The following is a 23,489-nucleotide window of genomic DNA, read 5'->3' as shown; positions in this document are numbered from 1 at the left end:
CGGGTTCAGCCCAGGCCGGGCAAAAGTCCTCCGGGTGGATCAATGGTCACGTACCCATTTTCAATGTCAACCTGGGGCACCAGGGCTTCGACGAAGGGTATCAGCCCTTCCGCATCATCGTCGCTTTCTTCGGTAGTCATGCGGATCTGCAGCTGCTGCTGGGCGACGCCGTCCAGCACATCGCTGACTTGGCCGACCACTCGTCCGGCAGGCTCACCCAGTGAGTTGCCCGGGGCCATGCGAACCTTGAGTCCGATCAGGTCCTCGGGGTACCAGGCATCCTCCTGCGCCAGCTCCTCGGCTGGATCAGCCTGGACGTACAGTTCAAGGCCGTTCAGTGCTTCGGCGGCGTTCCTGTCAGCCACTCCTTGGAAGAGGATGATCCAGCGCTGTTTGAAGCGGCGGGAGGAGACCACCGTGAAAGTCTGTCCGTCATTGGTCTGCAACTGAGAGCCGGGGGCGAAGCGCCGCTCGGGCTCGTCAGTGTAGGCATATACGTTGACCTCGCCCTTGAGTCCCTGGGCGCGGCCGATACGGCAGACCCTCAACAGCCTTTGCTGCTGAGGGTCTGGACCCTGTGGGTCGTGATTGGTGGACCAGCTTGGGCTCACCGGCGCACGTCCATGATGTCGACGCGCACCTTGTGGTCAGCCAGCGCTTGGATCACGGTACGGATAGCGTTGGCGGTCCTGCCGCCCCTGCCGATCACGCGGCCAATATCCTCGGGGTTGACCCGCACCCGCAGCAGCTCTCCGCGAGAGTTCTCGTGGGACTTGACCGACACGTCATCGGGGAAGTCCACGATGTTCCTGATCAGGTGCTCAACGGCCTGTGCAAGCATGATAGCCGGTCCTTCCAATCCTCAGTAAATGTGCCCTACTCAGCTGCCTGCTCGGCCTGGGCGGCATCTGCCGACTCATCGGCCTTGGGGGCTTCCTTCTCCGCCTCGGCCTTAGCCTTGGCCTCAGCCTCGGACTTGGCGGCCTTGAGCTTCTGGGCTTCGTTCTGTGCCTGCTCGATGCGGGCCTGGGCATCCGCCTCGGCCTGCGGCACCTTAAGGGTGCCTTCCTTGCCGGGCAGATCCTTGAACTTCTGCCAGTCGCCGGTAATCTTCAGAAGGTTGAAGACGGGGTCGCTGGGCTGAGCGCCTACGCCCAGCCAGTACTGGGCGCGCTCGGAGTCGATCTTGATTGAAGAGGGCTGAGTGTTGGGATCGTAGGTGCCGATCTCCTCAATGACCTTGCCATCGCGCTTCTTGCGGGAATCGACCACGACCACGCGGTAGAAGGGGTAGAACTTCTTGCCCATTCTCTTCAGACGAATTCTGGTTGCCAAAACGGCTCTCCTTGGTACTTGGTGTGCCCGGCGGCGTCTCCATGTGGGGCATGGTGGCGCTCCTGGCGTGTTCCTCACGGCCGTCGGAATGAGAGGGCTCCTTCGGACATGAATAACAGCAAAAGTATACCTCACCTAGGGGATAAGGCAGGTATGAGCCTATTTCGTATTCAGAGCTGGCCAGGCAGGGTCAGTTGGGCTATCAGGGCTCGGTGGTCGCTGCCGCTGATCCGATGAGCATTCATGGATTCTGCGGTCAGATCACCGTCTGTCAGGATGTGGTCGATTTCAATCAACGGGGGCAGCAGCCTTCCCGAGGGAAAGGTTGGGTGACTGCCAGCTTTCAGATATAGGGAGGCATCGCGCAGTCCTGATTGCGCCAGCATGGCGCGGAAGGTCGGGTGTTGCATTGTGGCGTTGCAGTCGCCCATGACGATGGTCGGGGTGGACGGATGGGCCAGTTTGGCCAAGGCGGCAATGCCCATGCCCCACTGTCTGGCGCCGCGTTGGGGCGATTTGGGGTGAACGCTGGCCACTCGGACCGGTCCGCAGCTGGTCTTCAGCTCGACCAGAGGCACGGCCGCCGCTGGCAGGTCCAGGGCTGAGGGATAAGCAATCGTGGGTCGGGCCGCCGAGAGGATGACATTGCGGCCGCCGTTGTCATCGGGGCCTGCAGTTCCCTGCGTCAGGTAGGGCAGGAGCTGATGTATGCCTGCGGTCTGAAGCGATTCCAGCAGATTTCCCTTCACTTCCTGCAGGGCCAGCACTTCCACTTCATAGGAGCGCACCCAACGTACGACCTCTTCAGGATCGGCTCGGCCGAAGCGGCAGTTCAGAGTCATGACGCTCAGCCCATGATCGGTGGACGACTGGCTGGTCCGGTCTGCTTGAGGCAGCAGGTAGCGCAGGCGGTGGCAGCTGACCAGAGTAAGCTCTACAAGCGCCAGCAGGCCTTGGAGCCAGGCATGCATAAGAACCGTCAATATCAATATGGCCAACAGGGGAACAGCCAGTAGATCGATCAGAGCGATCAGCTCAACCAGTGGGCGATGCCAATCAGCCCCAGCCGGCAGGAAGCGCAGGGCCATCCACAAGGCGATGAGCCCCAAGAGAATCCAGAGAAAGGTGTTCACGTGCCATTATCTCCTGCAGGAGAGGAGGGGCCCTAGCGGCCGCCGAAGAGACCGCCCAATCCGCCGCCCAAATTAGGGGGCAGGTCCGGCAGGCCCTCAGGCATCTGCGGAGTCTCGGGGCGCTTGGCGAAGGCCGAGCCTCCGGAGGATTTGACCTTGCCTGACAGGCGCTCGCGCAGGGCCTTCTCTTCGGCCTCCCGCTTCATGGGATTGCCTGAACGGGAACCCTTGCGGCCTTTCTTGCCTTTTTTGCCCTTCTTGCCGCCGCCAGCGCCCATGCCTCCCATGCCTGGGATCGAGCGGCTGCCATTGGTCATTCGCTTCATCATCTTGGCGGCTTGCTCGAACCGCTGCAGCAGACCGTTGACGGCCGAGACCGTAGTTCCAGCGCCATAGGCGATCCGGGCCCGCCGTGAGCCGTCGATGATGCTGGGGTCGCGTCGTTCCTGAGGAGTCATGGACTGGATGATGGCCTGGGTCCGATCCACCTCCTTTTCATCGAACTGTTCAAGCTCCTTGCGATGTTGGGCCATGCCTGGAATCATGCCCAGGATGCTCTTGAAGGAGCCCAGTTTGCGGACCTGCTGGAGCTGCTCCAGAAAGTCGTCCAGGCCGAAGCTGCCCTCGGACATCTTCCCGGCGGCCTTACGGGCCTCCTCCTCGTCGAACTGGCGTTGGGCCTGCTCGATCAGCGTCAGGATGTCGCCCATATCCAGAATGCGGGAGGCCATGCGGTCAGGGTGGAAGACCTCGAAGTCCTTGAGGCCCTCTCCGTTGGAATCGAAGAGGATGGGCTTGCCGGTCACCGAGGCTACCGACAGGGCCGCGCCGCCACGAGCATCGCCGTCCAGCTTGGACAGGACCACGCCGGTGAAGTCCACGCCCTGGTCGAAGGCCTTGGCTGTAGCGACCGCATCCTGGCCGATCATGGCATCGATGACGAAAAGAATCTCATCGGGGTGGACGGCATCGCGAATATTGCGGGCCTGCTCCATCAACTCCTGGTCCACGCCCAGCCGACCGGCTGTATCAATAATGACCACATCGTAGAGTTTGTCCTTGGCCACTCTGATCGAGTCGGCGGCCACCTTGACCGGATCGCCCGTGACCTGTCCTGGGGCCGCCAGCTCGGAGCCGCTGGTCTGTACGCCTGGTTCAGGGGCGTATACCGGTACTTCTGCGCGTTCGCCGACTACCTGGAGCTGGGTGACAGCGTTGGGCCTTTGCAGATCCGCCGCCACCAGCAGAGGGGTGTGACCGGCATCCTTGAGCCAGTAGCCGAGCTTGCCTGCCAGCGTGGTCTTTCCTGCGCCCTGCAGGCCGGCTAGCATGATGACTGTAGGCGGGGTCTTGGCGAAATTGAGCGGCCGATCCACTCCCGCGCCCAGGATGTCGGTCAGTTCTTCGTAGACGATGGAGACCACCTGCTGGGCCGGGTTAAGAGCCTTGGAGACCTCTTCGCCCAGGGCGCGTTCTCTGATGCGTCCGGTGAAGGAGCGCACCACATCCAGGGAGACATCAGCATCCAGGAGGGCGCGCCGGATCTCGCGGATTGTGCCGTCGATGTCGGCCTCGGTCAGCTTCCCCTTGGAGCGCAGATGGGTGAAGGCCTGGGAGAGGCGATCGGTCAAAGATGAAAATGCTGCCATAATGTCCCAAGTCTACCTGTCAGCCGGGAGAATGGCCGCTGGCCGCTTCTGGAATGAAATGATGGCTGAGCATGGATGCGTTGATTGCGACGAGGACAGCGCAAAGGATCGAAGAAGCTTTATCAAGCGGATACCGGTGTACGTTGCGTCTTCTTGACATCAGCCTCTGCGAGCTTCTATACTGAGTCGAAACGATTCGACATTTCGGATGCATCGATGGAGATGGTCAGAGTCCTGCAATACACCCGAAGTCGAAACCTTTCGACATGCTGAATCGTGGTAACTGGATGCAAGGATGCAAGAAAGTGTTAGGAGCCATCATGAAGATCAGAAGAGGGATCGGAGCGGCCTTGGCCCTGGCCATGTCGATCCTGCCGCTGGCGGCCTGCGGATCGGGGGGCGATGCTCCCCAGGAAGCCCATCCGTCCAGCATCAAAATCTGGTACTACGAGGAGCCCAGCAGCGGTCAGGCCAGGGGCTGGCTGAAGGCTGCAGATATCTTTACCCGGCAGACTGGCATCAAGGTGGACTTCGAAGTCAAGTCCTTTACCCAGATAGCCCAGAATGGCAGCCAGTTCCTCAACTCAAACGATGCTCCGGACGTCATGGAGTCCAATCGCGGCAACGGCTCGGCCGGGGTCCTGTCCACTCTTCAGCTGCTGACCGACCTGAAGCCCTATGTGCAGAAGTACGGCTGGGACAAGAAGGTGCGCGGCCAGGCAGCAGCAGTGGGCAAGTACGACAAGCGCGGCGTCATGGACGGGGATACCTGGTACGGGGTTTCCTCCTATGCGGAGATGCAGCGCGTCTACTACAACAAGGACCTGTTTGCCAAGTACAAGATCCCCATCCCGCAAACCTTTGACCAGTTCGTGGCAGCCCTCAAGGCCTTCAAGAGCCACGGCGTCACGCCCATAGCGGCCGATGCCCAGGAATATGGGGTGCTCTGGCTCTGGTGGCAGCTGGCCATGACCAAAGCCGATGCCCAATTCGTCGACGACTGGCAGCTCTACAAGCATCCGGTCAACTGGCGCAGCAAGCCGCTGACCTTCGCCACCAACACCATCCGTGACTGGATCGACAAGGGATATATCTCCAAGAACGCCACCGGCATGAAGGCCGAGGACACGACCACGGCATTCATCAAGGGGACCTATCCCATCTACCAGACCGGCACCTGGAACCAGACCCGCTTCATGGAGCAGGTCAAGGCTTTCGACTGGACGGCATCCATCTTCCCGGGGGCCAAGATGGTCGAGGGCTGCGCGGGCAACCTGCTGGTCATCCCGCAGAAGTCACGGCGCAAGGATGCCGCGGCCCGCTATATCAATGTGGTCCTGTCCAAGGAGGTTCAGAACTACATCGGCAACAAGGGCGGCGTGCCAGTGGCGGCTGACACGGCGGCTATTACCAACCCCAAGAGCCGTGATCTGGTCAATGAATACACCAAAGCCTCGGACGCCAGCCGGATGAGCTACTATCCCGACTACCCTGCGCCCAACCTGACCGACGCCATGCCGGCCGCCTTCCAAGAGCTGGTCAACGGCACCAAGAGCCCCGACCAGGTTTTGGACACCCTGCATAAGAACTACGACGACGGCGTCGCCCAGCTCGATCTCGATGACGACTGAGCTGCGTCAATCCGCCAAGGAGAGTACAAGCATGTCTGACACACATAGCAGGAAGAAGGCGCAGTCCCGCATCCCGGGCAGTGCGCCCTCGCGGTTCGTTCCTTATCTGATTCCCGGTCTGATAGGCATCGTGGCCATCGTCATCGTGCCCATCTTCTGGAACATCTACCTGAGCTTCACCCGCTGGAGGGGGGTGGGGCCGACCAAATGGGTGGGTCTGCGCAACTGGCGACGACTCATGGGCGACTCGACCTTCTGGGTCTCATTCGGGCACACCCTCTGGATCATCGTGGCCATCGTCATTATCCCCACGGTTCTGGGTCTGCTGATCTCCTCGGCCCTGACCGACGTGATCCAGAAGAAGTTCGGCCCCCACACCTCCTCGACCCTGCGGGCCCTCTACTACCTGCCCCAGGTCCTGCCTGTGGCCGTGGCAACTATCATCATGGGCTGGATCTTCAGGCCTGAAGACGGTGCGGTCAATGACCTGCTGACCAAGATCGGCTTGGGCGGACTGGCCCACAACTGGCTGGGCTCGACCACCACGGCCCTGCCCATCCTCATGGTCATCCTGATCTGGATCCAGCTGGGTTATCCCATCGTCATTTTCATGTCCGGACTGCAGCGGGTGGATCCCGAGCTCTACGAGGCGGCCAGCCTGGATGGGGCCAACTGGTGGCAGAAGTTCCGTGTCATCACCCTGCCCTCCATCATTCCCGAGCTGCTGGTCGTCATCCTCACCTCCACCATCGGTGCCCTGAAGACCTTCGCCCCGGTCTATCTGCTGACCAAGGGCGGGCCCGGCACCTCCACCATGGTTCCCTCCTACTACTCCTACAACCAGTTCTTCCAGGTGCAGCAGGTGGGTTACGGCGCCGCCATCTCGACATCCCTGACCGTGGTCATCGTCGTCTTCTCCATCGTCTTTACCATCGTGCAGAAGCGCGTGCAAAAGAGCATCGCCTGAGGAAGGCTAGGAAGCACATCATGAATAATCAAGCCACACTGCAAGCTGACGCCCGGGTGTCCTCCCGGCACGCCCGTAGAATCCGCACCTGGGGGGACTGGGCTGGTCTGATCCTGCTGATCGCCGGAGCTGTAATCATGCTCTTCCCCCTGCTGATCCTGGTCCTGAACGCCTTCAAGACCACGGCTGACTACAACGCCACGGGCCCCCTGTCCGTGCCCGCCCACTTCAGCATGGACGGCATCATCTCCTTCTGGAACAAGAGCAATTTCCCGCTCAAGCTGGGCAACTCTCTGCTGATCTCCCTGGTGGTGGCCGTGGTCGGGGTTCTGCTTTCGGTCCTCAACTCCTTCGCCTTGGGCATCGGCAGAGTCAAGGGCAACACGGTTATACTCCTGTTTATCATGCTGGCCAACATGGTTCCCCAGGAGGCCCTGCTCTACCCGCTCTACGTAATGTTCAAGTGGATGGGCTTCTATAACTCCCAGTGGTCCATCATCATCATCTTCACCATCATCCAGAGCGCCTACGGCACCTATCTTCTCTCCTCGGTCTACGGGACCTTCCCCCAGGCCATCCTGGAGGCGGCCACCGTTGACGGGGCCTCGCGCTGGCAGATTCTGCGCAAGATCGTGCTGCCGGTGTCCTGGTCGACCATCAGCGTCCTCTTCGTCTTCTTCTTCATCTGGACCTGGAACGAGTACATGATCCCCATGGCCTTCCTGATGAGCGAGAAGACGCAGACCATTCCGCTGGCCTTGGCGACCATGCAGGGGCAGCACACCATGGCTGCTACCGACCTGGCCTCTGCCTCCCTGCTCAGCATCATTCCCACCATCATCTTCTTCATCTTCTTCCAGAGGAAGCTCTCGCAGGGAATAGTGGCTGGCGCTGTCAAGTAATCGCCGCTGCACAAGTACACTGAACATGGCCGCCCGTTGCAAGAAGGCAGAGGAGGGGAGCGGGCGGCCCGAATATGAAAGGCAACCACAACCATGGGCATGACCATGCCGAACATCACCAACGGCCTTGAGGCGCTGACCCGCCCATCCGCTGACCGCACCCGCTGCATCAACGCCGAGAATCCCCGGGGAGGCAAGGGCAGGGCAGCCATGACGGCCAGCAATCTCGGTCCATCCAGAAAAGGAACCCCCTGCCTGAGGAATATTCCTCCCGGGCAGGACATGGTCCTGGCCGACCTGTCCGGTGCGGGCGAGATCCGTCATATCTGGATGACTGTGACCGATGCCACCTCGCCTACCGGGCCCAACGTCCTGCGCAATCTAATTCTGGAATGTTACTGGGATGGTGAACAGACGCCCTCCGTCTGCGTGCCTTTGGGCGACTTCTTCTGCTGTGGCCACGCCCAGGCCTGCCGGGTGGAGTCCGTGCCTGTGGCCGTCTACCCACGCCGCGGCTTCAACTGCTACTGGCCTATGCCCTTCCATGACGGGGCCAGGATCGTCCTGCGCAACCGCCACAACGAGCCTATCGAGGCCTTTTTCTACCAGATCGACTACGTGGAAAAGGACGAGTTGCCCGAGGATGTCATGACCTTCCATGCCCAGTGGCGCCGTCAGCGGGTCACCGAACTGGGTCAGGACTACGTGATCCTGGACGGGGTGCATGGCCGGGGCTCCTACGTGGGCACCTATCTGGCTCTGACTGCCCTGGAAAGCCGCTGGTGGGGCGAGGGCGAGGTCAAGGTCTATCTGGACGGAGACAAGGACTATCCCACCTGGTGCTCCACAGGCAGCGAGGACTACTTCGGCGGCGCCTGGAGCTTTGCCGGGCAGGACGCGGATGGTCGCATGCACGAGGTCACCTACAGCGGGGCCTACATGGGATTTCCCTTCCACTCCAGGCAGTTGGACAACCGCGAATCCCAGTACTGGGATGCCGACACCCCGGTGACCAGGGGGTTCTACCGCTGGCACATCCCCGACCCCATTATTTTCGCCAGCGATATCAAAGTGACCCTGCAGCAGATAGGCGTGGACGAGCAGGGCTACTTCGAGCGTCAGGACGACCTGGCCAGCGTGGCCTACTGGTACCAGCAGGAGCCCCACCAGCCCTTCCCGCAACATGTGCTGGAGACTGGAGAGCGGGATCGTCGGCCCCGCTGAGCGACTCTGGGGGCCTCCAGCTTCTATCGGCTGATGGAAGAGCGGTCGATCAGCCTTGGTCGCTCCAGTTGGACTCGACCTGCCAGGGGGGCTCCCTCCTCCACAGCCTGGGTCAGCAACTCCGCAGCCTTGGCACACAGTGAACGGGGTGTAAGGGGAATCTCAGAGATTCCTTGAAGCTCAAGAGTGGGGCTGACCTTGCCTGCAGCGCAGGACAGGACGGCCACGTCATCGGGAATGCTCACGCCGTCCGAGCGCATGCGGATCACCACGGTGTCCAGCAGCGAGGGGCGGATCTGGCCAATCAGGCCATCAATGTGGCCGTGATGGATGACATCCAGCACCTGCTGGGTGTAGGCCAGATCGCTGCCGGTAGGTCCCGGCTGAAGCTGCAGATCCATGCTTAGGCGGCGAGCCCAGGTCTTGAGACTGCGTAGCAGGATAAGACGGAAGCCGGACCTGCGCCGGTATTCGCCCTCGAGATCCTCAAGAAAGAGCAGGCGTTTACGTCCGGCTCGGGCCATGATTTCCACTGCCATGCGGCCCATCAGGTCGAAGTCCAGATCCACGCATGCGCAGGCTGTGTGCTGCCGAGGTAACCCCAGGGCCACGCAGGGGCGTCCGTATGAGGCGGCCTGGGCGGCACGGATGTCATCGTCCACCAGATCCATCAGGACCACCCCGTCAGCGAGATTGCTACGGGTGACCCGCCGAATATCTTCGACGCCGTTCTCAGCGGTCAGCAGCAGGGAGTCGTAGCCACGAGCATGTTCACAGCTGGCCATCTCGATGAAGTAATCCGCGTAGGAGACCCGGTTCTGCCCGGGGCGAAGAGGGGCGCTCAGGGCGACGATCTGATTACGCTTGGCCCGCAGCATCCGGGCGCCGGCATCCGCGGCGTAGTCCAGTTCGTCGGCGGCTTGCATGATCCGCTGGTAGGTTTCCGGGGAGACGGGACGTTTGCCGGAGAAGGCATAAGATACTGTGCTGACCGAGACCCCGGCCCTTCTGGCGACGTCGCGTATGTCGGACATGGGTTCAGCGGCTCAGGTCCCAGGTGCTGCCAGTTGGTGCATCGGCCACGGCCACGCCGGCCGCTGCCAACTGGTCCCGAATGGCATCAGCACGGGCGAAGTCGTGATCTTTTCGTGCTTGATCACGTTCCTGCAACTGCTGGTGTACCAAGGCGTCCAGGGTGTCCATGGCTCGATCGTCACGGTCGGCTGCGGCTCCTGCCCAGTGGGGATCGATGGGATCAAGTCCGAAGACATCCAGCATGGCTCTGACCTGGAGAAGGGCACTGGCCAACCACTTCCGATCCAGAGCATCCGGGGCCGCATCCATAGCCGCGTTGGCTTGACGAATCAGCACGTAAAGGGCAGCCAGACCGCCTGAGACGTTGATGTCGTCATTCATGGCCTGCACAAAATCCTCTGGCAGATCGTCCGCACCCAGTCCCGTTACCTGAGCACGCTCGGGCTGTGCTCCCAGGATTCGTCCAGCCCGGTCCACGAAGTTGCTGATGCGCTCGTATGCGCCTTCGGCCTCCTGCAGAGACTGATCGGACCATTCCAGCATGGACCGGTACTGCACCGAGACCAGGGCGTAGCGCACCACCCAGGCCGGATGCTGTGAGAGCACCTGGTCCACGGACAGCCCGTTGCCCAAGGACTTGCTCATCTTCTCGCCCTTCTGGGTCACCCAGGCCGTGTGCATCCATCGATGGGCGAACCCCCAGCCTGCCGCGTGCGATTGGGCCATCTCGTTCTCGTGATGAGGGAATCGAAGGTCAAGACCGCCTCCGTGGATGTCGAACTCCGCACCCAAATAACGGTGGCTCATGGCTGAGCACTCCAGATGCCAACCAGGCCTGCCCGTGCCGAAGGGGGTTTGCCAGCGAGCCGTGGCCGGATCGGTAGGCTTCGGTGCCTTCCAAAGCGCGAAATCGCGGGGGTCGCGCTTGCCGGGCTCCTCATCGGCGTCGGTATTCTGCCCGTCGGTGTCGATGCTGGGTCCCAGCCGGTCGTTGGAGGCGGCCAGTTCGTCAGCGGGCTGGGTGCCGGTCTGCTGGTGGGTCAGGGCACCATACTCAGGCCAGGAGGCCACGTCGAAGTATACATTGCCTGATGGGCGGCCCTGCTCGTCGGGCACCACATAGGCGTGGCCGCGGTCGATGATGCGCTGTATCAGGTCGATCATCTCGGGGATGTGCCCGGTGGCTCGAGGCTCGTAAGTGGGCGGCAGGACCCCCATGGTCTCGTAGGCATGGGTGAATTCGCGCTCGTAGATGTAGGCACGCTCCCACCAGCGCTGGCCGTCGGCTGCCGCCTTGGTCAGGATCTTGTCGTCGATGTCAGTCACGTTCCTGATCAGGGTCACCTGGTATCCCAGCCTGAGCAGCCAGCGTCGGATCACGTCGAAAGCCAGGGTGGTCCTGATGTGGCCGATGTGAGGCGAGCTCTGCACCGTGGCCCCGCAAACGTAGATGCCGACCTTGCCTGGTTCGATAGGCCTGAAGGGGGTCACCTGGTGATCAGCCGTGTCATACAGACGCAGATCTGCCGCGGCCAGACTGACCAAAGCCTTGGAATCCTGCGGTTGCGAACTCGTATTCATATCCTTGAGCCTACCAAGGCTTGTTGACTGTCCAAGGGGAAATGCTGAGCCTGCGGACCCGTCCGACGGCATATGTGCAAGAATGGAGTCATGGCGAAACCTAGGGTGCTGGTAGTTCAGCATGTGGATTGGGAGAAGCCGGGCCGTATTCTTGACAACCTCCAGGAATGCGGACTGGACACCGAAATCATCAATATCGTGGATGAGAAGAATCCCATGTTGCCTCGCTCACGAGAGCTTGCAGGACTGGTCATCATGGGCGGTCCTATGTCGGCTGACGACTACTCACATCACCCCGGACTCAAGGCGGAGACCAAGCTCGCCAAGGCGGCGATGGCTTCCAACAAACCCATTCTGGGGATCTGCCTGGGCCATCAGATTCTGGCGCGGGCCCTCGGAGGCACTCTGATACGGGATCAGAATCCTGAGTACGGCATGGGGCCCATCCGCTGGGTGGGGCAGGACGACGACGTGGCCATGTGGAGCAAGAACACAGACGTGCTGCACTGGCATGCCGACCAGGTGACCCTGCCGCCGGAGGCTAAGCTTCTGGCACGCTCCCGAGCCACCAAGGTCCAGGCTTTTAGACTTGGATCGGCACTGGGCCTCCAGTTCCACCTGGAGGTGACGGCGCCCATCTTCGAGGAATGGATGCAGGTGCCGAGCATGGTCGGCACAATGAAGAAGTCCAAGATCGTTCGGATGCGCAACGAATTCATGGAGGGGATGCCGCAGATGCAGCCTCTGGCCGATGCAATCTTCTCTGCCTTTGCGGCCCGATGCTCGACCCAGGCCGCCCAGCTGGCTGCCGCCTGAGGTTACTCCAGCTCCTCCCCGATGGTCAGCCACTTCTCCTCAAGCTGGTCCGACTGCCCGGTCAGATCCTTGAGCTTGCTGTTGAGTTCGTTGAGACCCTGGTAGTCGCCGGGGTCATGCTCAGCCATCTGCCGTTCAAGATCCTTTCGCTGGTCGGCCAGCTTGGCCAGCTTGCGTTCGATGGCTGATGCCTGCTTGCTCAGATTCCGTTTGGCAACACGTTCGGCCTTGGCCTGATTGGGATCCTCGGCCTCTTTGGCTGATGCACGGCCTGACGCATCCGCATCCTTCCGGTCGGTCGATTCGACCATATCCAGGTAGTCTTGGACGCCGCCTGGCAGATGAACCACCTTGCCGTTGATCAGCGCGAACTGCTGGTCGGTCACCCTTTCCAGCAGGTAGCGATCATGGGAGACTACGATCAAGGTGCCTGGCCATGAGTCGAGCATGTCCTCCATGACGGCCAGCATGTCGGTGTCCAGATCGTTGCCTGGCTCATCCATGATCAGCACATTGGGCTCGTCCAGCAGGATGAGCAGGAGCTGCATGCGGCGCTTTTGGCCGCCAGACAGGTCGCTGATCCTGGTCATCAGCTGGGAGCTTTCGAAGCCCAGCCGCTCCATCAGCTGGCCCGGTGACACCTCCCTGCCCTCCACCAGATAGGTGGGCTTGTAGCGGCTGAGAACCTCCTTGATTCGATAACGACCGAGTTTCTCCAGTTCATCCAGACGCTGGGTCAGCACTGCGAAGCGGACCGTCTTGCCCACCTTGACGTGTCCAGCCGTGGGGGCCACATTGCCGTCGATCAGACCCAAAAGGGTTGACTTGCCCGCTCCGTTGGCGCCTACGATGCCGAATCGGTCGCCGGGTCCGATCAGCCAGGTCACGTCGTCCAGGACTTTGTGCCCGCTGATGGTGATGGTGTCGGCCGCCGCTGTGCCTGGGCGGTCCTGGACGTCTTCATCCTCCCTATCGGGGTCGGCGGCCACGGTCACCGAGCCCATCAGAGGACGCTCGGCATGAGGGGAGGGGACCCGGTCGTCCTTGCTTCCGGTGGCATCAGAGCCGGCTCCTGGATAGATCTTGGTCACGTCGACCAGGTCCACCACCTGTTTGCCCAAGCGTGATGTGGCCATCCGCTTGAGTTCCAGACTGTTGCGCATGGGTGGCACGTCGGCAATCAGCTCCTGTGCGGCCTTGACATGGAACTTCTGCTTGGTCGAGCGTGCCCGGGCGCCTCGGGTCAGCCAAGCCAGTTCCTTGCGGGCCAGGTTGCGGCGCTTGGTCTCGGCCAGATCCGCCTGGCGCTCGCGCTCCACCCGTTGGAGCATGTAAGCGCTGTAGCCGCCCTCGAAGGGGTCGATGGTTCCATCATGCACCTCCCACATGGAGGTGCAGACCTCGTCCAGGAACCAGCGGTCGTGGGTGACCAGCAGGAGGGCCCCGGAATTCTTGGCCCAGCGGTTCTTCAGGTGCTCGGCCAGCCAGTGGATGGTGAGCAGATCCAAATGATTGGTCGGCTCATCCAGGGCCAGGATGTCCCAATCCTGAAGCAGCAGCCGTGCCAGGTCTGCCCTTCGGCGCTGACCGCCTGACAGGGTGCCCACCTTGGCCTCCAGCTCCATGCCGCCCAGAAGGGACTCGACGATCTCGCGGGATCTGGGGTCGGCAGCCCATTCGTAGTCTTGTCGATTCTCCAAGGCCGCCTTGCGGACTGTGTCCTCGTCCTTCAGAGGATCACGCTGGTCCAGCATGCCGAATGTGAGTCCATTGCGCATGGTCACCCGTCCCTGATCGGGCTCCTGGGTGCCTTTCAGCAGGTGCAGCAGGGTGGACTTGCCGTCGCCGTTTCGACCCACGATGCCGATCCGGTCACCTTCGAAGATGCCCTGTGTCACATCCGTAAAGATGGTTTTGGTAGCGAAGGATAGAGCGACGTGTTCCAGACCGAGATCATAGATGGGCATGATTCCCCAATCTACCGCCAGCCTTGGATGGAATGAGCTGCGGGCTTTTCAGGTGCTTATTGGTCCTGGCCGGTCTCCTGGTCCCGCTGACGGATTCTGTCCAGGTAACCCGTTCTGTCTGCATCGGTGATAGGCCGCAGGACAGTGCAGGGGTTACCGACCGCAACTACCTGATCGGGTATGTCACGGGTGACAACGGATCCTGCTCCGATGACGGCTCCACGGCCAATCCGCACTCCTCCCAGGACGACTACGTGACCGCCCAGCCAGGCGCCCTGGCAGATCTCGATGGGTCCGGCCTGGCAGGCGCCAGCCTTCCGCTCCTCATAGTCCAGGGCATGGTTGGTGCAGAAGAGCTCAGCGCCCGGGCCTATCCACACGTTCCTGCCTATGGTAATCGGAGCGTTGTCCAGCATTACGGCCCCGTAATTGATCAGCGTCTGACTGCCGATCCGTATGTTGCAACCGACTTCGCATCTGAAGTCCGGATTGATGACGACATCCTGCCCCACCTGGCCCAGCAGGTCTTCCAGGATCCGTCGCCGTTCCTGCTTCTGCCCAGAGCTGGTCCTGTTGTACTCCCGGAAGAGGTTCTCGGCCCGGTCCCTTTGACGATCGATGTCGGGATGGGTGTCCTGATAGACCTGACCGGATACCATCCGCTCCCATTCGATTCGGCCGGTTTGGCTCATTCCTGCCGTCACATCGTCAGTCATGGGCACCGCCTTCCAGGTTTTCAAGATGAGTCAGCGCCCGGTAATCTGGGAACCCAGTACCTTCTCGCTCAGGGCCCGGGGTCCCCGAGTGACGGCCACGGCGCCCGAACGGACAAGCTCGATGATGCCGAAGGGCCGCAACAGCCGCAGCAGAGCTTCCAGCTTGCCCTCGGCCCCGGTGGCTTCGATGGTCAGGGACTCGGGGTGTACGTCGACCACGCGCACGCGGAAGAGTTTGACGATCTCCAGCACATCGGAGCGGTTGCGTTCGTTGGCCTTGACCTTGATCATGACCAGCTCGCGTTCCACGGCCTCGTCGCCCTTGAGCTCAACGATTTTGAGCACATGCAGCAGCTTGTTGAGCTGTTTGATGATCTGCTCCAGGGGGACGGCCTCGACGTCTGCTGTGACCGTAATCCGGGAGATGTCGTTTCGCTCGGTGGATGAGACGGACAGGGAGTTGATATTGAAGGCGCGCCGGGCGAACAGGCCGGCCACCCTGGCCAGGACGCCGGGGCGGTTCTCGACCAGGACGGAAAGGGTGTGCCGTTCGGAACCGGGCTTGGATGCTGGATAATTGGCCATGTGGTGCCCCTTTCCTACTTGTTCATGCGACCGGCGGCGTCGCTGGCCTGGGCTGCCCGGTCGGCTCCGGTCTGCTCATGCGGCTCGGCCTGCTCCTGCTCCGGACGGATGCCGGCCAGGGGCTGCACGCCTGGCTTGTAGATGATGGTGTCGTTGGAGGCGCCAGCCGGGACCATGGGCCAGACCATGGCATCCTTCCAGACGCGGAAGTCAATTAGGACTGGTCGGTCGGTCACCGCGTTGGCCCGGTCGATGGACTCCAAAGCCTGCTCTTGGGTGAAGGCCCGCAGCCCCAGGCAGCCATAGGCCTCGGCCAGCTTGACGAAGTCAGGGATGCCGTTGCCGTCTGCGGGCTTTGCGCCGCCGTCATCCAGGTTGGTCTGGGAGTAGTGGCTGCCATAGAAGAGGGTCTGCCATTGACGGACCATGCCGTAGACCGAGTTGTTGAGTATGGCGATGCGGATGGGCAGTCCTGCCTGCCTGGCCGTGGCCAGCTCCTCGGAGGTCATCTGGAAGGAGCCGTCCCCGTCGATCAGCCAGACGGACCGCGGATCCTCCTCTTCCCTGGTGCCGATGGCAGTGCCTATTGCGGCAGGCAGACCGTAACCCATGGTTCCTAAGCCGCAGGAGGAGACCCAGGAGCGGGTGCGTTCGAAGTCGATGAACTGGCTGGCCCACATCTGGTGCTGACCTACGCCGGATACCCAGATCGTGTTGGGATCGGCCTTGTTGCTCAGGGTCTGGATGACCCACTGGGGGGCCAGGGTGCCGTCCGGGCTGGGTTCGAAGGTGGTGGGGTAGTCGTGCCGCCAGCCGTCGATCAGCCGCCACCAGGGCTTGAGGTCGGGCTTGCCCCAGGTGCGCTGGGCCGCCTTGAGCGCTGGGATCAGATCGTCCAGCACCTGGCCCACGTCACCGACGATGGGCACGTCCGCCTGTCGGTTCTTGCCGATCTCAGCCGGATCGATGTCGATGTGTATGACTCTGGCCACCGGGGCGAAGTCCTCCAGGCTGCCTGTCACCCTGTCGTCGAAGCGAGTGCCGACGGCCACCAGTAGGTCGGAGTGCTGGATGGCTCCGTTGGCGGCTACCGTGCCGTGCATGCCGGGCATTCCCAGAACAGCTGGATCGGAGTCAGGCACGATGCCCCGTGCTGGCAGGGTGGTGACCATGGGGGCGCCGGTAGCTCGAACCAGTTCCTGGACCTGTCGACGGGCGTCCGACCGTACTGCGCCGCCGCCCACATAGAGGACGGGCCTGTGAGACTGGACCAGGAGCCGGGCGGCATCGTCCAGGACGTGCCCGTGTGCCCGTGTCACCGGGTTATAGCCGGGCAGAATCATCTCTTGTGGCCAGGAGTAGAGCATTTTGCCGTTCTGGGCTGTCTTGCTCAGGTCCACCACCACTGGGCCGGGCCTTCCCGAGCTGGCGATGTGGTAGGCCTCGGTCATGACCCGGGGGATGTCCTGGGCTTTGGTCACCAGATAGGAGTGTTTGGCCACTGGGTAGGTGATGCCCACGATGTCGGCCTCCTGGAAGGCGTCAGTGCCGATGGAGTCCACGCCCACCTGTCCGGTCACTACTACTAGGGGAACCGAGTCCATCATGGCATCGGCTATGGGGGTGACCATGTTGGTCGCCCCGGGTCCTGAGGTCACCAGGCAGACTCCGACCTTGCCCGTGGAGACAGCGTAGCCCTCGGCTGCGTGGCCAGCGGCCTGCTCGTGGCGGGCTAATGTGAAGTTGAAGCGCACCTGCTCGTCGATGGCATCGTAGGTGGGCAGAATGGCGCCTCCCGGAACACCGAAGACCTGGGTGACCCCAAGATCCTCCAGGGACCGAATCAGTGCCTGGGCTCCCGTCATGGGTTCGCCCTGGGCAGGGACATCCTTGTCGTCATGGTCCCAGTTCTTGGGTACCGAGCTGAACGCTTGCAGAGGTGTCGGCAGACTCATGTTTCCTCTCGACCTCCAGACTGCGCGCCGACCTGCGGCCGTGCATGTCGAAATACGAACCTGTGGGTGCGTCGGCGGGGTAGGCGGACGAATCCCGATCAGGAGGAGGCGTTTGAGCCGTTCGTGACGGCAGGCCCCCGGGTTATGCCCATAGTCTAAACAAGGGTCTGGTCGGGGTGCTGCCGCAGTACCGTATGCCGGAATTCCAGCCAGGGCCTCAGGAGGATTGTTCGGCGTGCAGGGTCGCAAGCAGATCTTGGTCGTCCAGTTGCTTCCACCCCTGGGCTGCAGCAGCCAGCTGGGCTTTTCGCTTGCTGCTGGCCCGTCCCTTGCCGATCACGGTCCCGCCGTCCTGCAGGCGCAGCTCTGCGGTGAAGACCTGGGCATATTCCGGCCCAGATACCGCCATGCTGTACCGGGGCTCGCCCAAATCCAGCTGGTGGGCCTTGACGGTGATCGAAGTCTTCCAATCCAGCGCCGGCCCCTCGGTGGCGACCTCGGCCAGGGTGTCGTCAAGAAGGGTGTGGACGGTGGTCCGGGCACCCTCGATGCCATGTTCCAGAAAGACCGAGCCGATCAGGGATTCGACGGTGTCACAGAGTATGGAGTCCTTGTCGGCTCCGCCGTTTTCGCTCTCTCCCCGGCCCAGAAGAATATACTGCCCCAGGCGCAGTTTCTCTCTGGCGATGGCCGACAGGGCCTCCTCGGAGACTGCCTTAGCCCGCATCTTGGCCAGCTGGCCCTCGGTCATGTCGGGATGAACCTTGTATAGGGTCTCGGTGGCCACCAGTTCCAGAACAGCATCGCCCAGAAACTCCAACCGTTCGTTGTTGGGCATCCCCGGGTGCTCATGGGCGAAAGAGCGATGAGTCAGGGCGTGCACCAGCAGCTCCGGGCTGATCCTGCCGCCCAGGGCTTGGAAGAGCTCCTCGGCCGCCTGGTTGTCGGGGTCCAACTGCCCCTGTTCGTCCTGCTGCATATAGCTTTTGCGGTCCTTCCTGGAGTGACTTGTCTGCATGGCCCCACTCGCTTTCTCGGTCTTTCCGCCCGATGATATGGAAAAACCCCTGCCACCCGTCGATGGCCGGGGTTCTCTCATTGCGTGCTGATCGCCGATCGGCTCACTTGCTGAACTGCGAACGAATCGCGTCACGGTAGACGCGCCCACGATACATGCCGCAGCTGGGGCATGCCATATGCGGCAGCGCAGGAGCTCCGCAATTGGGGCAGGTCACCGTAGCGGCGGCCTGGGTCTTCCAGTTGGCGCGCCGGGAATGGGTGTTGGCGCGCGAGGTCTTGTACTTTGGCAGTGCCATATCGTCCTCTGTTTCGATCGAATATTTCGAGCTTAAGCGTAGAGCAGTCTACCGCAACCTCCGGTCATTCGCCAGCCTGGCCGTCGCCGCCGGGGTTCTCCTCCTGCTCCAGACGCTGCTTAAGCCCCTCCAAGGCCGCCCAGCGGTCATCCAGCATCTCGTGGTGATGATCAGGGTGGTCATTGAGATCTATGCCGCACTGTGGGCACAGGCCTCGGCAGTCTGGTCGGCACAAAGGCTGTAGGGGGAGGGCCTCCACCAGGGTGTCGCGCAGCAGGGCCTCCAGATCCATGAATGCGCCTCCGCTGGCTAGCGGGTAGGTCTGGCCGCTGGCCTCCTCCTGATCGGCCAGGATCTCCTCCTTGCCATGGGTCGGCTCCGGCTCGGGCTCCTTGTAGGGGAAGAAGACCACAGGATCGTCCTGGATGCTGGTATTGACGGGTCTCAGGCAGCGGGTGCATTCCGTATTCAGGGGCGCACTGATGTGGGCCTGCAGCAAGAGCCCATCCACCAAGGAGTCGATGTTGCCAGCTACATGCACGGGTGTTCCCGCAGGGATGCCCACCACCTGGTCGCCGATGCCCTCCGGGGCTGGGAAATCACGGTCCACCGGGGTGCTTTGCCCTGCTCGCGTCGACACTTGGGCCACTGAAACCGCCCAAGGGGAATCCTCCGGTCTGCTCATTCCCGCGTCTCCTTTCCCTCGTCAGAGGCTGACGCGTTCATGCTACGCGCCGCCTCCTGCTCACGCTGGTGGAGAACCTCCAGGCCGGCACGCACATCCTGGCCCATCTTGTTCAGCTGGGTGTCAAGCTCGCCCATGACCTGGGCCGCATATCCGTTGGCTCCCTGGACCAGACGGTCTGCCTGAGCCTGGGCCGTGTCGATGATGGTCTGGGCCTTCTGCCGAGCTATGGCCACTACGTTCTCCTGGCCGGCCAAAAAGCGGGCCTGTTCGCCGGCCTCCTTGACGATGTCTGCAGCCCGGCTCTGGGCATCGGATATGGTGGCGTTGGCCTGAGTCTGCGACGTGCTGAGCCGACGCTCCGCCTCCCTCATAAGCGCCGAAGCCCGCTCTAGTTGCACTGGCAGCATCTTCTTGAGTTCGTTGAGGTCATCGGCCAGCTCGTCACGGTCTACCTTGACCAGTCCCGGACTGAAAATAGGGGCCTTGGCCTCATCTAGCATGGCCTGGATCTGGTCGATGATGTCATAGACGGTGGTGAATTCCGAACGAGGATTCCTGCTGTCGCTGCGATCCTCCTGCAGATCGGGCAGGTCCTTCATGTCGACTGCGTGCCTGGGGCCGCCCGCTCTGGTCGAGTCATCGATAGGCTCGCCATCGTCCCTTTCCTGGGTCTGCTCGTTCATCATTGGCTCTTTTCCGTGTGCGGTATGTCCTTGTGCAATGTGCTGATCAGCGCGTCCACGACGCTGTTGGGGACCATGCCGGTGATGTCTCCTCCGTGCCTGGCCACGTCCTTGACGATGGTGCTGGAGATGTGCTCCCGCATCGGGTCGGCCGGCAGGAAGAGCGTTTCCACCCCGGACAGCTTGCGATTGACCAGAGCCATGCCCAGCTCGGCCTCATAGTCCCCGTTCTGCCGCAGTCCCTTGACGATGACCGAGGCTCCAACCTTACGGCAGTAGTCGGTGATCAAACCGTCGGTCGAGGTTACGGTGATGTCCGGGTATCCGTCCTCGTCCAGGGCATGGCGAATCATAGCCACCCGTTCCTGCTCGCCGAACATGGGGGTCTTGGCAGCGTTCACGGCCACAACAACGTGGACCGTCTCAAAGAAACAGGCACAGCGTTCGATCACATCCATGTGGCCGGAGGTAACCGGATCGTATGAGCCAGGGCATACAGCGATAGTCATGGTTCTCAGCGTAGCGCGTCATAGGGAGCGAACGTGCAGGTTGCCGCCGTACCATGGATGTCATGACTGTAAGCAAGAGCATTCGCATGGAGGATCCAGAGCGCGAGCAGAATCCCGACCAGGGCACTGGCACGGCCATTCTGGACCGTCCGGACACCGAGACTGCCGAGAAGACCCGCCTGGATGACCAGGGCGATGCCGATCGGTTCGCCCACTATGTCTCCCGTGAGCGCATCGCCGAGTCCAAGCTGACCGGTCGACCTGTCGTGGCCCTCTGCGGCAAGGTCTGGGTGCCCAAGCACGACCCATCCCAATACCCGGTCTGCCCGGACTGCAAGCGCATCTACGAACAGATGACCGGCGGCACCCACTGACGGTCCAGACTGCTTCAGGACTGTCGGTCCAAGGCGATCCGGTCGATCGTTTCCAACTCTTCCTGGCTGAAATCGGGCGACTGGACAGCCTTGAGGTTGTCGATGATCTGCTCGGGCTTGGAGGCGCCAATGAGCACTGAGGTGACAGCCGGGTCCCTGAGCAGCCAGGCCAAGGCCATGTCAGCCAGACTTTGGCCGCGTTGGCGTGCCAGGTCGTTCAGAGCCTGAATCTGCCTCAAGCGCTGAGGAGTCAGCGAGGACTCCTTGAGGAAGCGACCGTCGGCTCGAATCCTGCTGTCCTCGGGGATCCCGTGCAAATAGCGGTCGGTCAGCAGCCCTTGGGCCAGCGGACTGAAGGTAATCAGTCCCTTTCCTTCCTTGGCCACTGCCTCTTTGAGACCGTTATTCTCGATGGTTCTGTCGAAGATGGAATAACGGTTTTGGTTGATGACGAAGGGGACGTGCATCTCGGTCAGGATGGCCGAGGCCCGTTTCATGGTCGGCCCGTCGTAGTTGGACAAACCCAGGTAGAGGGCCTTGCCGCTGGTGACCGCCTGGGCCAGGGCACCCATGGTCTCTTCCAGGGGCGTATCCGGGTCGGGGCGGTGGTGGTAGAAGATGTCCACATAGTCCAGTCCCAGCCGTTTCAGGCTCTGGTCCAATCCGGACAGGAGGTGCTTGCGCGAGCCGAGGTTCCCGTAAGGGCCAGGCCACATTTCATAGCCGGCCTTGGTGGAGATGACCAGCTCCTGGCGGTGGTGGCTGAAACACCGCCGCAGGATGATCCCCATGTTGCGCTCGGCAGCGCCCGGTCCTGGGCCGTAGTTGTCAGCCAGATCGAAGTGGGTGATGCCGTGGTCGAAGGCCGTCGTGCACAGCTCCTGCATCCGTTCCAGTGGCGTGGTGTCGCCGAAGTTGTGCCAGCAGCCCAGACAGATGGGAGGCAGTTTCAGGCCGCTGCAGCCACAGCGCCGGTAGGTTGTGGAATCGTACCGGTTAGGGTCGGGCAGGTAGGTTTCGGATTGCGCGCTCATCAGATGCTCCTGACCAGGGTAGGAAGGACCGGTTCGCCCTTCATCAGGCTCAGGGCGTTGATGGGCAGCTCCTCAAGGGCCTTGGCCCTGTGCTCTCGGGCGTCCAGGACGGCCTGCCCCCCTTGGTAACCTGGCATGCTCTGACCATGGTCCACGTAGGTGACCAGCAGATCCCGCCAATCCTGCTCGGGTGTATAGGCGGCCAGAGCCTCCTCGGCGCCTGAGATCACGTGCTCGGCGTCGGCTACCCCGTTGTGGTATGAGCGATAGGCCAGCTTGCGCCCTGGCACCGAGGCCTTGCCCACCGACTTCTTGGCTACGGCCTCCATGTTTCCGCTGGAGTTCTCGCGCTCGGTCAGCTTGTAAACCATGGCGCAGGTGGGGGCCCCCGAACCGGTGACCAGCATGGTACCGACCCCGTAAGAGTCCACCGGGGCGTCCTGCAGGGAGGCTATGGCGTACTCGTCCAGGTCGTTGGTGACGGTGATGGTGGCCTTGGCGGCTCCCAGGGAGTCCAGCTGGGCGCGGACCTGCTGGGCCAGCGAGCCCAGGTCTCCGGAGTCGATGCGTACTCCGCCCAGCTCTGGTCCCGCCACTCCGACGGCTGTCCTGACGGCCTCCTCAATGGAGTAGGTGTCGGTCAGCAGGGTGGTCCCTTTGCCTAGGGCTTGGATCTGACTCTGGAAGGCCTCGCGCTCGCTGTCATGCAGGAGGGTGAAGGAGTGGGCTGCGGTTCCGATGGCCTTGAAGCCGTATCGCTTGGCCGCCAGCAGGTTTGAGGTTCCCTGGAATCCGCCGACTATAGCCGCTCTGGCTGCGGCCACAGCCGCGTATTCATTGGTCCGTCGCGCGCCCATGTCCATGCAGGGCCGACCCTTGGCCGCGGTGACCATACGGGAGGCAGCCGAGGCCACGGCCGAGTCGTAGTTGAGTATGGAAAGGATCAGGGTCTCCAGCAGCGTGCATTCGCCGAAGCCGCCTTCGACCTGCAGAATGGGGGAGTCAGGGAAGAATATCTCGCCCTCACGGTAGCCGCGGATGGTGCCGGTGAAGCGGAAGTGCTCCAGCCAGTCGATGGTGGTCAGACTGACGATGTGATGGTCGGACAGGAAGCGAAGCTCGTCCTCGCTGAGGTGGAAATCCGCCAGTGCATCCAGAATCCGTCCGGTGCCTGCCACCACTGCGTAGCGGCGTCCCGCAGGCAGGTGCCGGGTATAGACCTCAAAGACGGATCGACGCCCGGCCGTACCGTCCTGCAGGGCGGCATCCAGCATGGTGTATTCGTACATGTCGGTCATCAGAGCCGTAGATGCTCCGGTGTTCTCGCTATTGTTTTCGGCGTTCATATCTTCCCCTTTGTGGGTGGAAAAAGCCCTTGGTTGGCCCCCA

At 62.0% G+C, this 23,489-nt stretch carries 24 protein-coding genes; 6 read left to right on the top strand and 18 right to left on the bottom strand.

Annotated elements, in window-relative coordinates; all coding sequences use genetic code 11:
* Positions 1 to 5: 5 nt before the first annotated feature.
* The 5 genes from rimM to ffh form a co-directional block, all read right to left on the bottom strand.
* Complete coding sequence (gene rimM, locus ACGG9J_RS03445; RefSeq protein WP_390133640.1) at positions 6 to 611, bottom strand: ribosome maturation factor RimM; 606 nt, start codon at positions 609 to 611, stop codon at positions 6 to 8.
* Positions 608 to 841: an RNA-binding protein gene (locus tag ACGG9J_RS03440; protein WP_015021362.1), complete on the bottom strand. Its 234-nt coding sequence runs from the start codon at positions 839 to 841 to the stop codon at positions 608 to 610. The genes rimM and ACGG9J_RS03440 overlap by 4 nt, the downstream gene beginning before the upstream one ends.
* A 35-nt stretch (positions 842 to 876) precedes the next feature.
* On the bottom strand, positions 877 to 1,335 hold the full coding sequence (rpsP, locus tag ACGG9J_RS03435) for a 30S ribosomal protein S16 (protein ID WP_110451664.1): 459 nt from the start codon (positions 1,333 to 1,335) through the stop codon (positions 877 to 879).
* Between the two features lie 170 nt (positions 1,336 to 1,505).
* Positions 1,506 to 2,468, bottom strand: coding sequence for an endonuclease/exonuclease/phosphatase family protein (locus ACGG9J_RS03430; RefSeq protein ID WP_390133637.1), 963 nt, complete (start codon positions 2,466 to 2,468; stop codon positions 1,506 to 1,508).
* 32 nt (positions 2,469 to 2,500) lie between these two features.
* Positions 2,501 to 4,117 (bottom strand): signal recognition particle protein, encoded by a 1,617-nt coding sequence (ffh, locus tag ACGG9J_RS03425; protein ID WP_390133634.1) that lies wholly within the window; start codon positions 4,115 to 4,117, stop codon positions 2,501 to 2,503.
* A 320-nt stretch (positions 4,118 to 4,437) separates the two neighbouring features.
* Here ffh and ACGG9J_RS03420 point away from each other — a divergent pair, with 320 nt between their 5' ends.
* From ACGG9J_RS03420 to ACGG9J_RS03405, 4 genes are all read left to right on the top strand, one after another.
* Complete coding sequence (locus ACGG9J_RS03420) at positions 4,438 to 5,748, top strand: ABC transporter substrate-binding protein (protein ID WP_390133632.1); 1,311 nt, start codon at positions 4,438 to 4,440, stop codon at positions 5,746 to 5,748.
* Between the two features lie 31 nt (positions 5,749 to 5,779).
* Entirely contained in the window at positions 5,780 to 6,715 is a 936-nt protein-coding gene (locus ACGG9J_RS03415) for a carbohydrate ABC transporter permease (protein ID WP_390133629.1), read from the top strand.
* A 20-nt stretch (positions 6,716 to 6,735) separates the two neighbouring features.
* Positions 6,736 to 7,617: a carbohydrate ABC transporter permease gene (locus ACGG9J_RS03410; RefSeq protein WP_029677718.1), complete on the top strand. Its 882-nt coding sequence runs from the start codon at positions 6,736 to 6,738 to the stop codon at positions 7,615 to 7,617.
* 99 nt (positions 7,618 to 7,716) lie between these two features.
* Positions 7,717 to 8,841, top strand: coding sequence for a glycoside hydrolase family 172 protein (locus ACGG9J_RS03405; RefSeq protein ID WP_390135299.1), 1,125 nt, complete (start codon positions 7,717 to 7,719; stop codon positions 8,839 to 8,841).
* A 23-nt stretch (positions 8,842 to 8,864) separates the two neighbouring features.
* Here ACGG9J_RS03405 and ACGG9J_RS03400 read toward each other — a convergent pair whose 3' ends face one another.
* Both ACGG9J_RS03400 and cysS read right to left on the bottom strand, forming a co-directional pair.
* On the bottom strand, positions 8,865 to 9,875 hold the full coding sequence (locus ACGG9J_RS03400) for a LacI family DNA-binding transcriptional regulator (protein WP_390133627.1): 1,011 nt from the start codon (positions 9,873 to 9,875) through the stop codon (positions 8,865 to 8,867).
* Positions 9,876 to 9,879: 4 nt separating this feature from the next.
* A complete protein-coding gene (cysS, locus tag ACGG9J_RS03395) occupies positions 9,880 to 11,457 on the bottom strand; it encodes a cysteine--tRNA ligase (RefSeq protein ID WP_390133625.1) in 1,578 nt (525 codons plus the stop codon).
* Between the two features lie 90 nt (positions 11,458 to 11,547).
* Here cysS and ACGG9J_RS03390 point away from each other — a divergent pair, with 90 nt between their 5' ends.
* Positions 11,548 to 12,273 carry a type 1 glutamine amidotransferase gene (locus ACGG9J_RS03390; RefSeq protein WP_390133622.1) on the top strand — a complete coding sequence of 242 codons (726 nt, stop codon included), beginning with the start codon at positions 11,548 to 11,550 and terminating at the stop codon, positions 12,271 to 12,273.
* 2 nt (positions 12,274 to 12,275) lie between these two features.
* Here the strand turns inward: ACGG9J_RS03390 and ACGG9J_RS03385 are convergent, their stop codons facing one another.
* From ACGG9J_RS03385 to coaD, 9 genes are all read right to left on the bottom strand, one after another.
* Positions 12,276 to 14,240 (bottom strand): ATP-binding cassette domain-containing protein, encoded by a 1,965-nt coding sequence (locus ACGG9J_RS03385; RefSeq protein WP_390133620.1) that lies wholly within the window; start codon positions 14,238 to 14,240, stop codon positions 12,276 to 12,278.
* 56 nt (positions 14,241 to 14,296) lie between these two features.
* Complete coding sequence (locus ACGG9J_RS03380; protein ID WP_390133618.1) at positions 14,297 to 14,956, bottom strand: sugar O-acetyltransferase; 660 nt, start codon at positions 14,954 to 14,956, stop codon at positions 14,297 to 14,299.
* Positions 14,957 to 14,986: 30 nt separating this feature from the next.
* A complete protein-coding gene (ilvN, locus tag ACGG9J_RS03375) occupies positions 14,987 to 15,541 on the bottom strand; it encodes an acetolactate synthase small subunit (RefSeq protein ID WP_390133616.1) in 555 nt (184 codons plus the stop codon).
* Positions 15,542 to 15,555: 14 nt separating this feature from the next.
* The gene (locus ACGG9J_RS03370; protein WP_390133614.1) at positions 15,556 to 17,496 is read right to left on the bottom strand and encodes an acetolactate synthase large subunit; all 1,941 of its coding nucleotides are present in this window, start codon (positions 17,494 to 17,496) and stop codon (positions 15,556 to 15,558) included.
* Positions 17,497 to 17,713: 217 nt separating this feature from the next.
* Entirely contained in the window at positions 17,714 to 18,475 is a 762-nt protein-coding gene (rnc, locus tag ACGG9J_RS03365; RefSeq protein WP_390133612.1) for a ribonuclease III, read from the bottom strand.
* Between the two features lie 142 nt (positions 18,476 to 18,617).
* Positions 18,618 to 18,812 (bottom strand): 50S ribosomal protein L32, encoded by a 195-nt coding sequence (gene rpmF, locus ACGG9J_RS03360; RefSeq protein WP_015021378.1) that lies wholly within the window; start codon positions 18,810 to 18,812, stop codon positions 18,618 to 18,620.
* A 64-nt stretch (positions 18,813 to 18,876) separates the two neighbouring features.
* On the bottom strand, positions 18,877 to 19,497 hold the full coding sequence (locus tag ACGG9J_RS03355) for a YceD family protein (RefSeq protein ID WP_390133610.1): 621 nt from the start codon (positions 19,495 to 19,497) through the stop codon (positions 18,877 to 18,879).
* Entirely contained in the window at positions 19,494 to 20,186 is a 693-nt protein-coding gene (locus ACGG9J_RS03350; protein WP_390133608.1) for an SPFH domain-containing protein, read from the bottom strand. Before ACGG9J_RS03350 ends, ACGG9J_RS03355 begins: the two co-directional genes overlap by 4 nt.
* Positions 20,183 to 20,692, bottom strand: a complete 510-nt coding sequence (coaD, locus tag ACGG9J_RS03345; protein ID WP_390133606.1) for a pantetheine-phosphate adenylyltransferase — start codon at positions 20,690 to 20,692, stop codon at positions 20,183 to 20,185. The genes ACGG9J_RS03350 and coaD overlap by 4 nt, the downstream gene beginning before the upstream one ends.
* 62 nt (positions 20,693 to 20,754) lie before the next feature.
* On the opposite strand from coaD, the gene ACGG9J_RS03340 reads away from it, so the two are divergent.
* Positions 20,755 to 21,066: a DUF3039 domain-containing protein gene (locus ACGG9J_RS03340; protein ID WP_390133604.1), complete on the top strand. Its 312-nt coding sequence runs from the start codon at positions 20,755 to 20,757 to the stop codon at positions 21,064 to 21,066.
* 14 nt (positions 21,067 to 21,080) lie between these two features.
* Here the strand turns inward: ACGG9J_RS03340 and ACGG9J_RS03335 are convergent, their stop codons facing one another.
* Together ACGG9J_RS03335 and ACGG9J_RS03330 are read right to left on the bottom strand one after the other, a co-directional pair.
* On the bottom strand, positions 21,081 to 22,100 hold the full coding sequence (locus tag ACGG9J_RS03335) for an aldo/keto reductase (RefSeq protein WP_390133602.1): 1,020 nt from the start codon (positions 22,098 to 22,100) through the stop codon (positions 21,081 to 21,083).
* Positions 22,100 to 23,446 (bottom strand): nicotinate phosphoribosyltransferase, encoded by a 1,347-nt coding sequence (locus tag ACGG9J_RS03330; protein WP_390133600.1) that lies wholly within the window; start codon positions 23,444 to 23,446, stop codon positions 22,100 to 22,102. Before ACGG9J_RS03330 ends, ACGG9J_RS03335 begins: the two co-directional genes overlap by 1 nt.
* Positions 23,447 to 23,489: the final 43 nt, after the last annotated feature.

The organism is Bifidobacterium apicola (assembly GCF_042846865.1).
In the GTDB taxonomy this organism is placed as follows: Bacteria; Actinomycetota; Actinomycetes; order Actinomycetales; family Bifidobacteriaceae; genus Bombiscardovia; species Bombiscardovia apicola.
The sequence above is the reverse complement of the archived record's forward strand: the minus strand, read 5'-3'. Positions and strand labels throughout refer to the sequence as shown.

Coding starts and splice junctions, on each gene's coding strand:
- ACGG9J_RS03440 (WP_015021362.1), bottom strand. CDS start 841: ATGCTTGCACAGGCCGTTGAGCACCTGATCAGGAACATCGTGGACTTC.
- ffh (WP_390133634.1), bottom strand. CDS start 4,117: ATGGCAGCATTTTCATCTTTGACCGATCGCCTCTCCCAGGCCTTCACC.
- ACGG9J_RS03420 (WP_390133632.1), top strand. CDS start 4,438: ATGAAGATCAGAAGAGGGATCGGAGCGGCCTTGGCCCTGGCCATGTCG.
- ACGG9J_RS03415 (WP_390133629.1), top strand. CDS start 5,780: ATGTCTGACACACATAGCAGGAAGAAGGCGCAGTCCCGCATCCCGGGC.
- ACGG9J_RS03410 (WP_029677718.1), top strand. CDS start 6,736: ATGAATAATCAAGCCACACTGCAAGCTGACGCCCGGGTGTCCTCCCGG.
- ACGG9J_RS03405 (WP_390135299.1), top strand. CDS start 7,717: ATGACCATGCCGAACATCACCAACGGCCTTGAGGCGCTGACCCGCCCA.
- ACGG9J_RS03400 (WP_390133627.1), bottom strand. CDS start 9,875: ATGTCCGACATACGCGACGTCGCCAGAAGGGCCGGGGTCTCGGTCAGC.
- cysS (WP_390133625.1), bottom strand. CDS start 11,457: ATGAATACGAGTTCGCAACCGCAGGATTCCAAGGCTTTGGTCAGTCTG.
- ACGG9J_RS03390 (WP_390133622.1), top strand. CDS start 11,548: ATGGCGAAACCTAGGGTGCTGGTAGTTCAGCATGTGGATTGGGAGAAG.
- ACGG9J_RS03385 (WP_390133620.1), bottom strand. CDS start 14,240: ATGCCCATCTATGATCTCGGTCTGGAACACGTCGCTCTATCCTTCGCT.
- ACGG9J_RS03380 (WP_390133618.1), bottom strand. CDS start 14,956: ATGACTGACGATGTGACGGCAGGAATGAGCCAAACCGGCCGAATCGAA.
- ilvN (WP_390133616.1), bottom strand. CDS start 15,541: ATGGCCAATTATCCAGCATCCAAGCCCGGTTCCGAACGGCACACCCTT.
- ACGG9J_RS03370 (WP_390133614.1), bottom strand. CDS start 17,496: ATGAGTCTGCCGACACCTCTGCAAGCGTTCAGCTCGGTACCCAAGAAC.
- rnc (WP_390133612.1), bottom strand. CDS start 18,475: ATGCAGCAGGACGAACAGGGGCAGTTGGACCCCGACAACCAGGCGGCC.
- rpmF (WP_015021378.1), bottom strand. CDS start 18,812: ATGGCACTGCCAAAGTACAAGACCTCGCGCGCCAACACCCATTCCCGG.
- ACGG9J_RS03355 (WP_390133610.1), bottom strand. CDS start 19,497: ATGAGCAGACCGGAGGATTCCCCTTGGGCGGTTTCAGTGGCCCAAGTG.
- ACGG9J_RS03350 (WP_390133608.1), bottom strand. CDS start 20,186: ATGATGAACGAGCAGACCCAGGAAAGGGACGATGGCGAGCCTATCGAT.
- coaD (WP_390133606.1), bottom strand. CDS start 20,692: ATGACTATCGCTGTATGCCCTGGCTCATACGATCCGGTTACCTCCGGC.
- ACGG9J_RS03340 (WP_390133604.1), top strand. CDS start 20,755: ATGACTGTAAGCAAGAGCATTCGCATGGAGGATCCAGAGCGCGAGCAG.
- ACGG9J_RS03335 (WP_390133602.1), bottom strand. CDS start 22,100: ATGAGCGCGCAATCCGAAACCTACCTGCCCGACCCTAACCGGTACGAT.
- ACGG9J_RS03330 (WP_390133600.1), bottom strand. CDS start 23,446: ATGAACGCCGAAAACAATAGCGAGAACACCGGAGCATCTACGGCTCTG.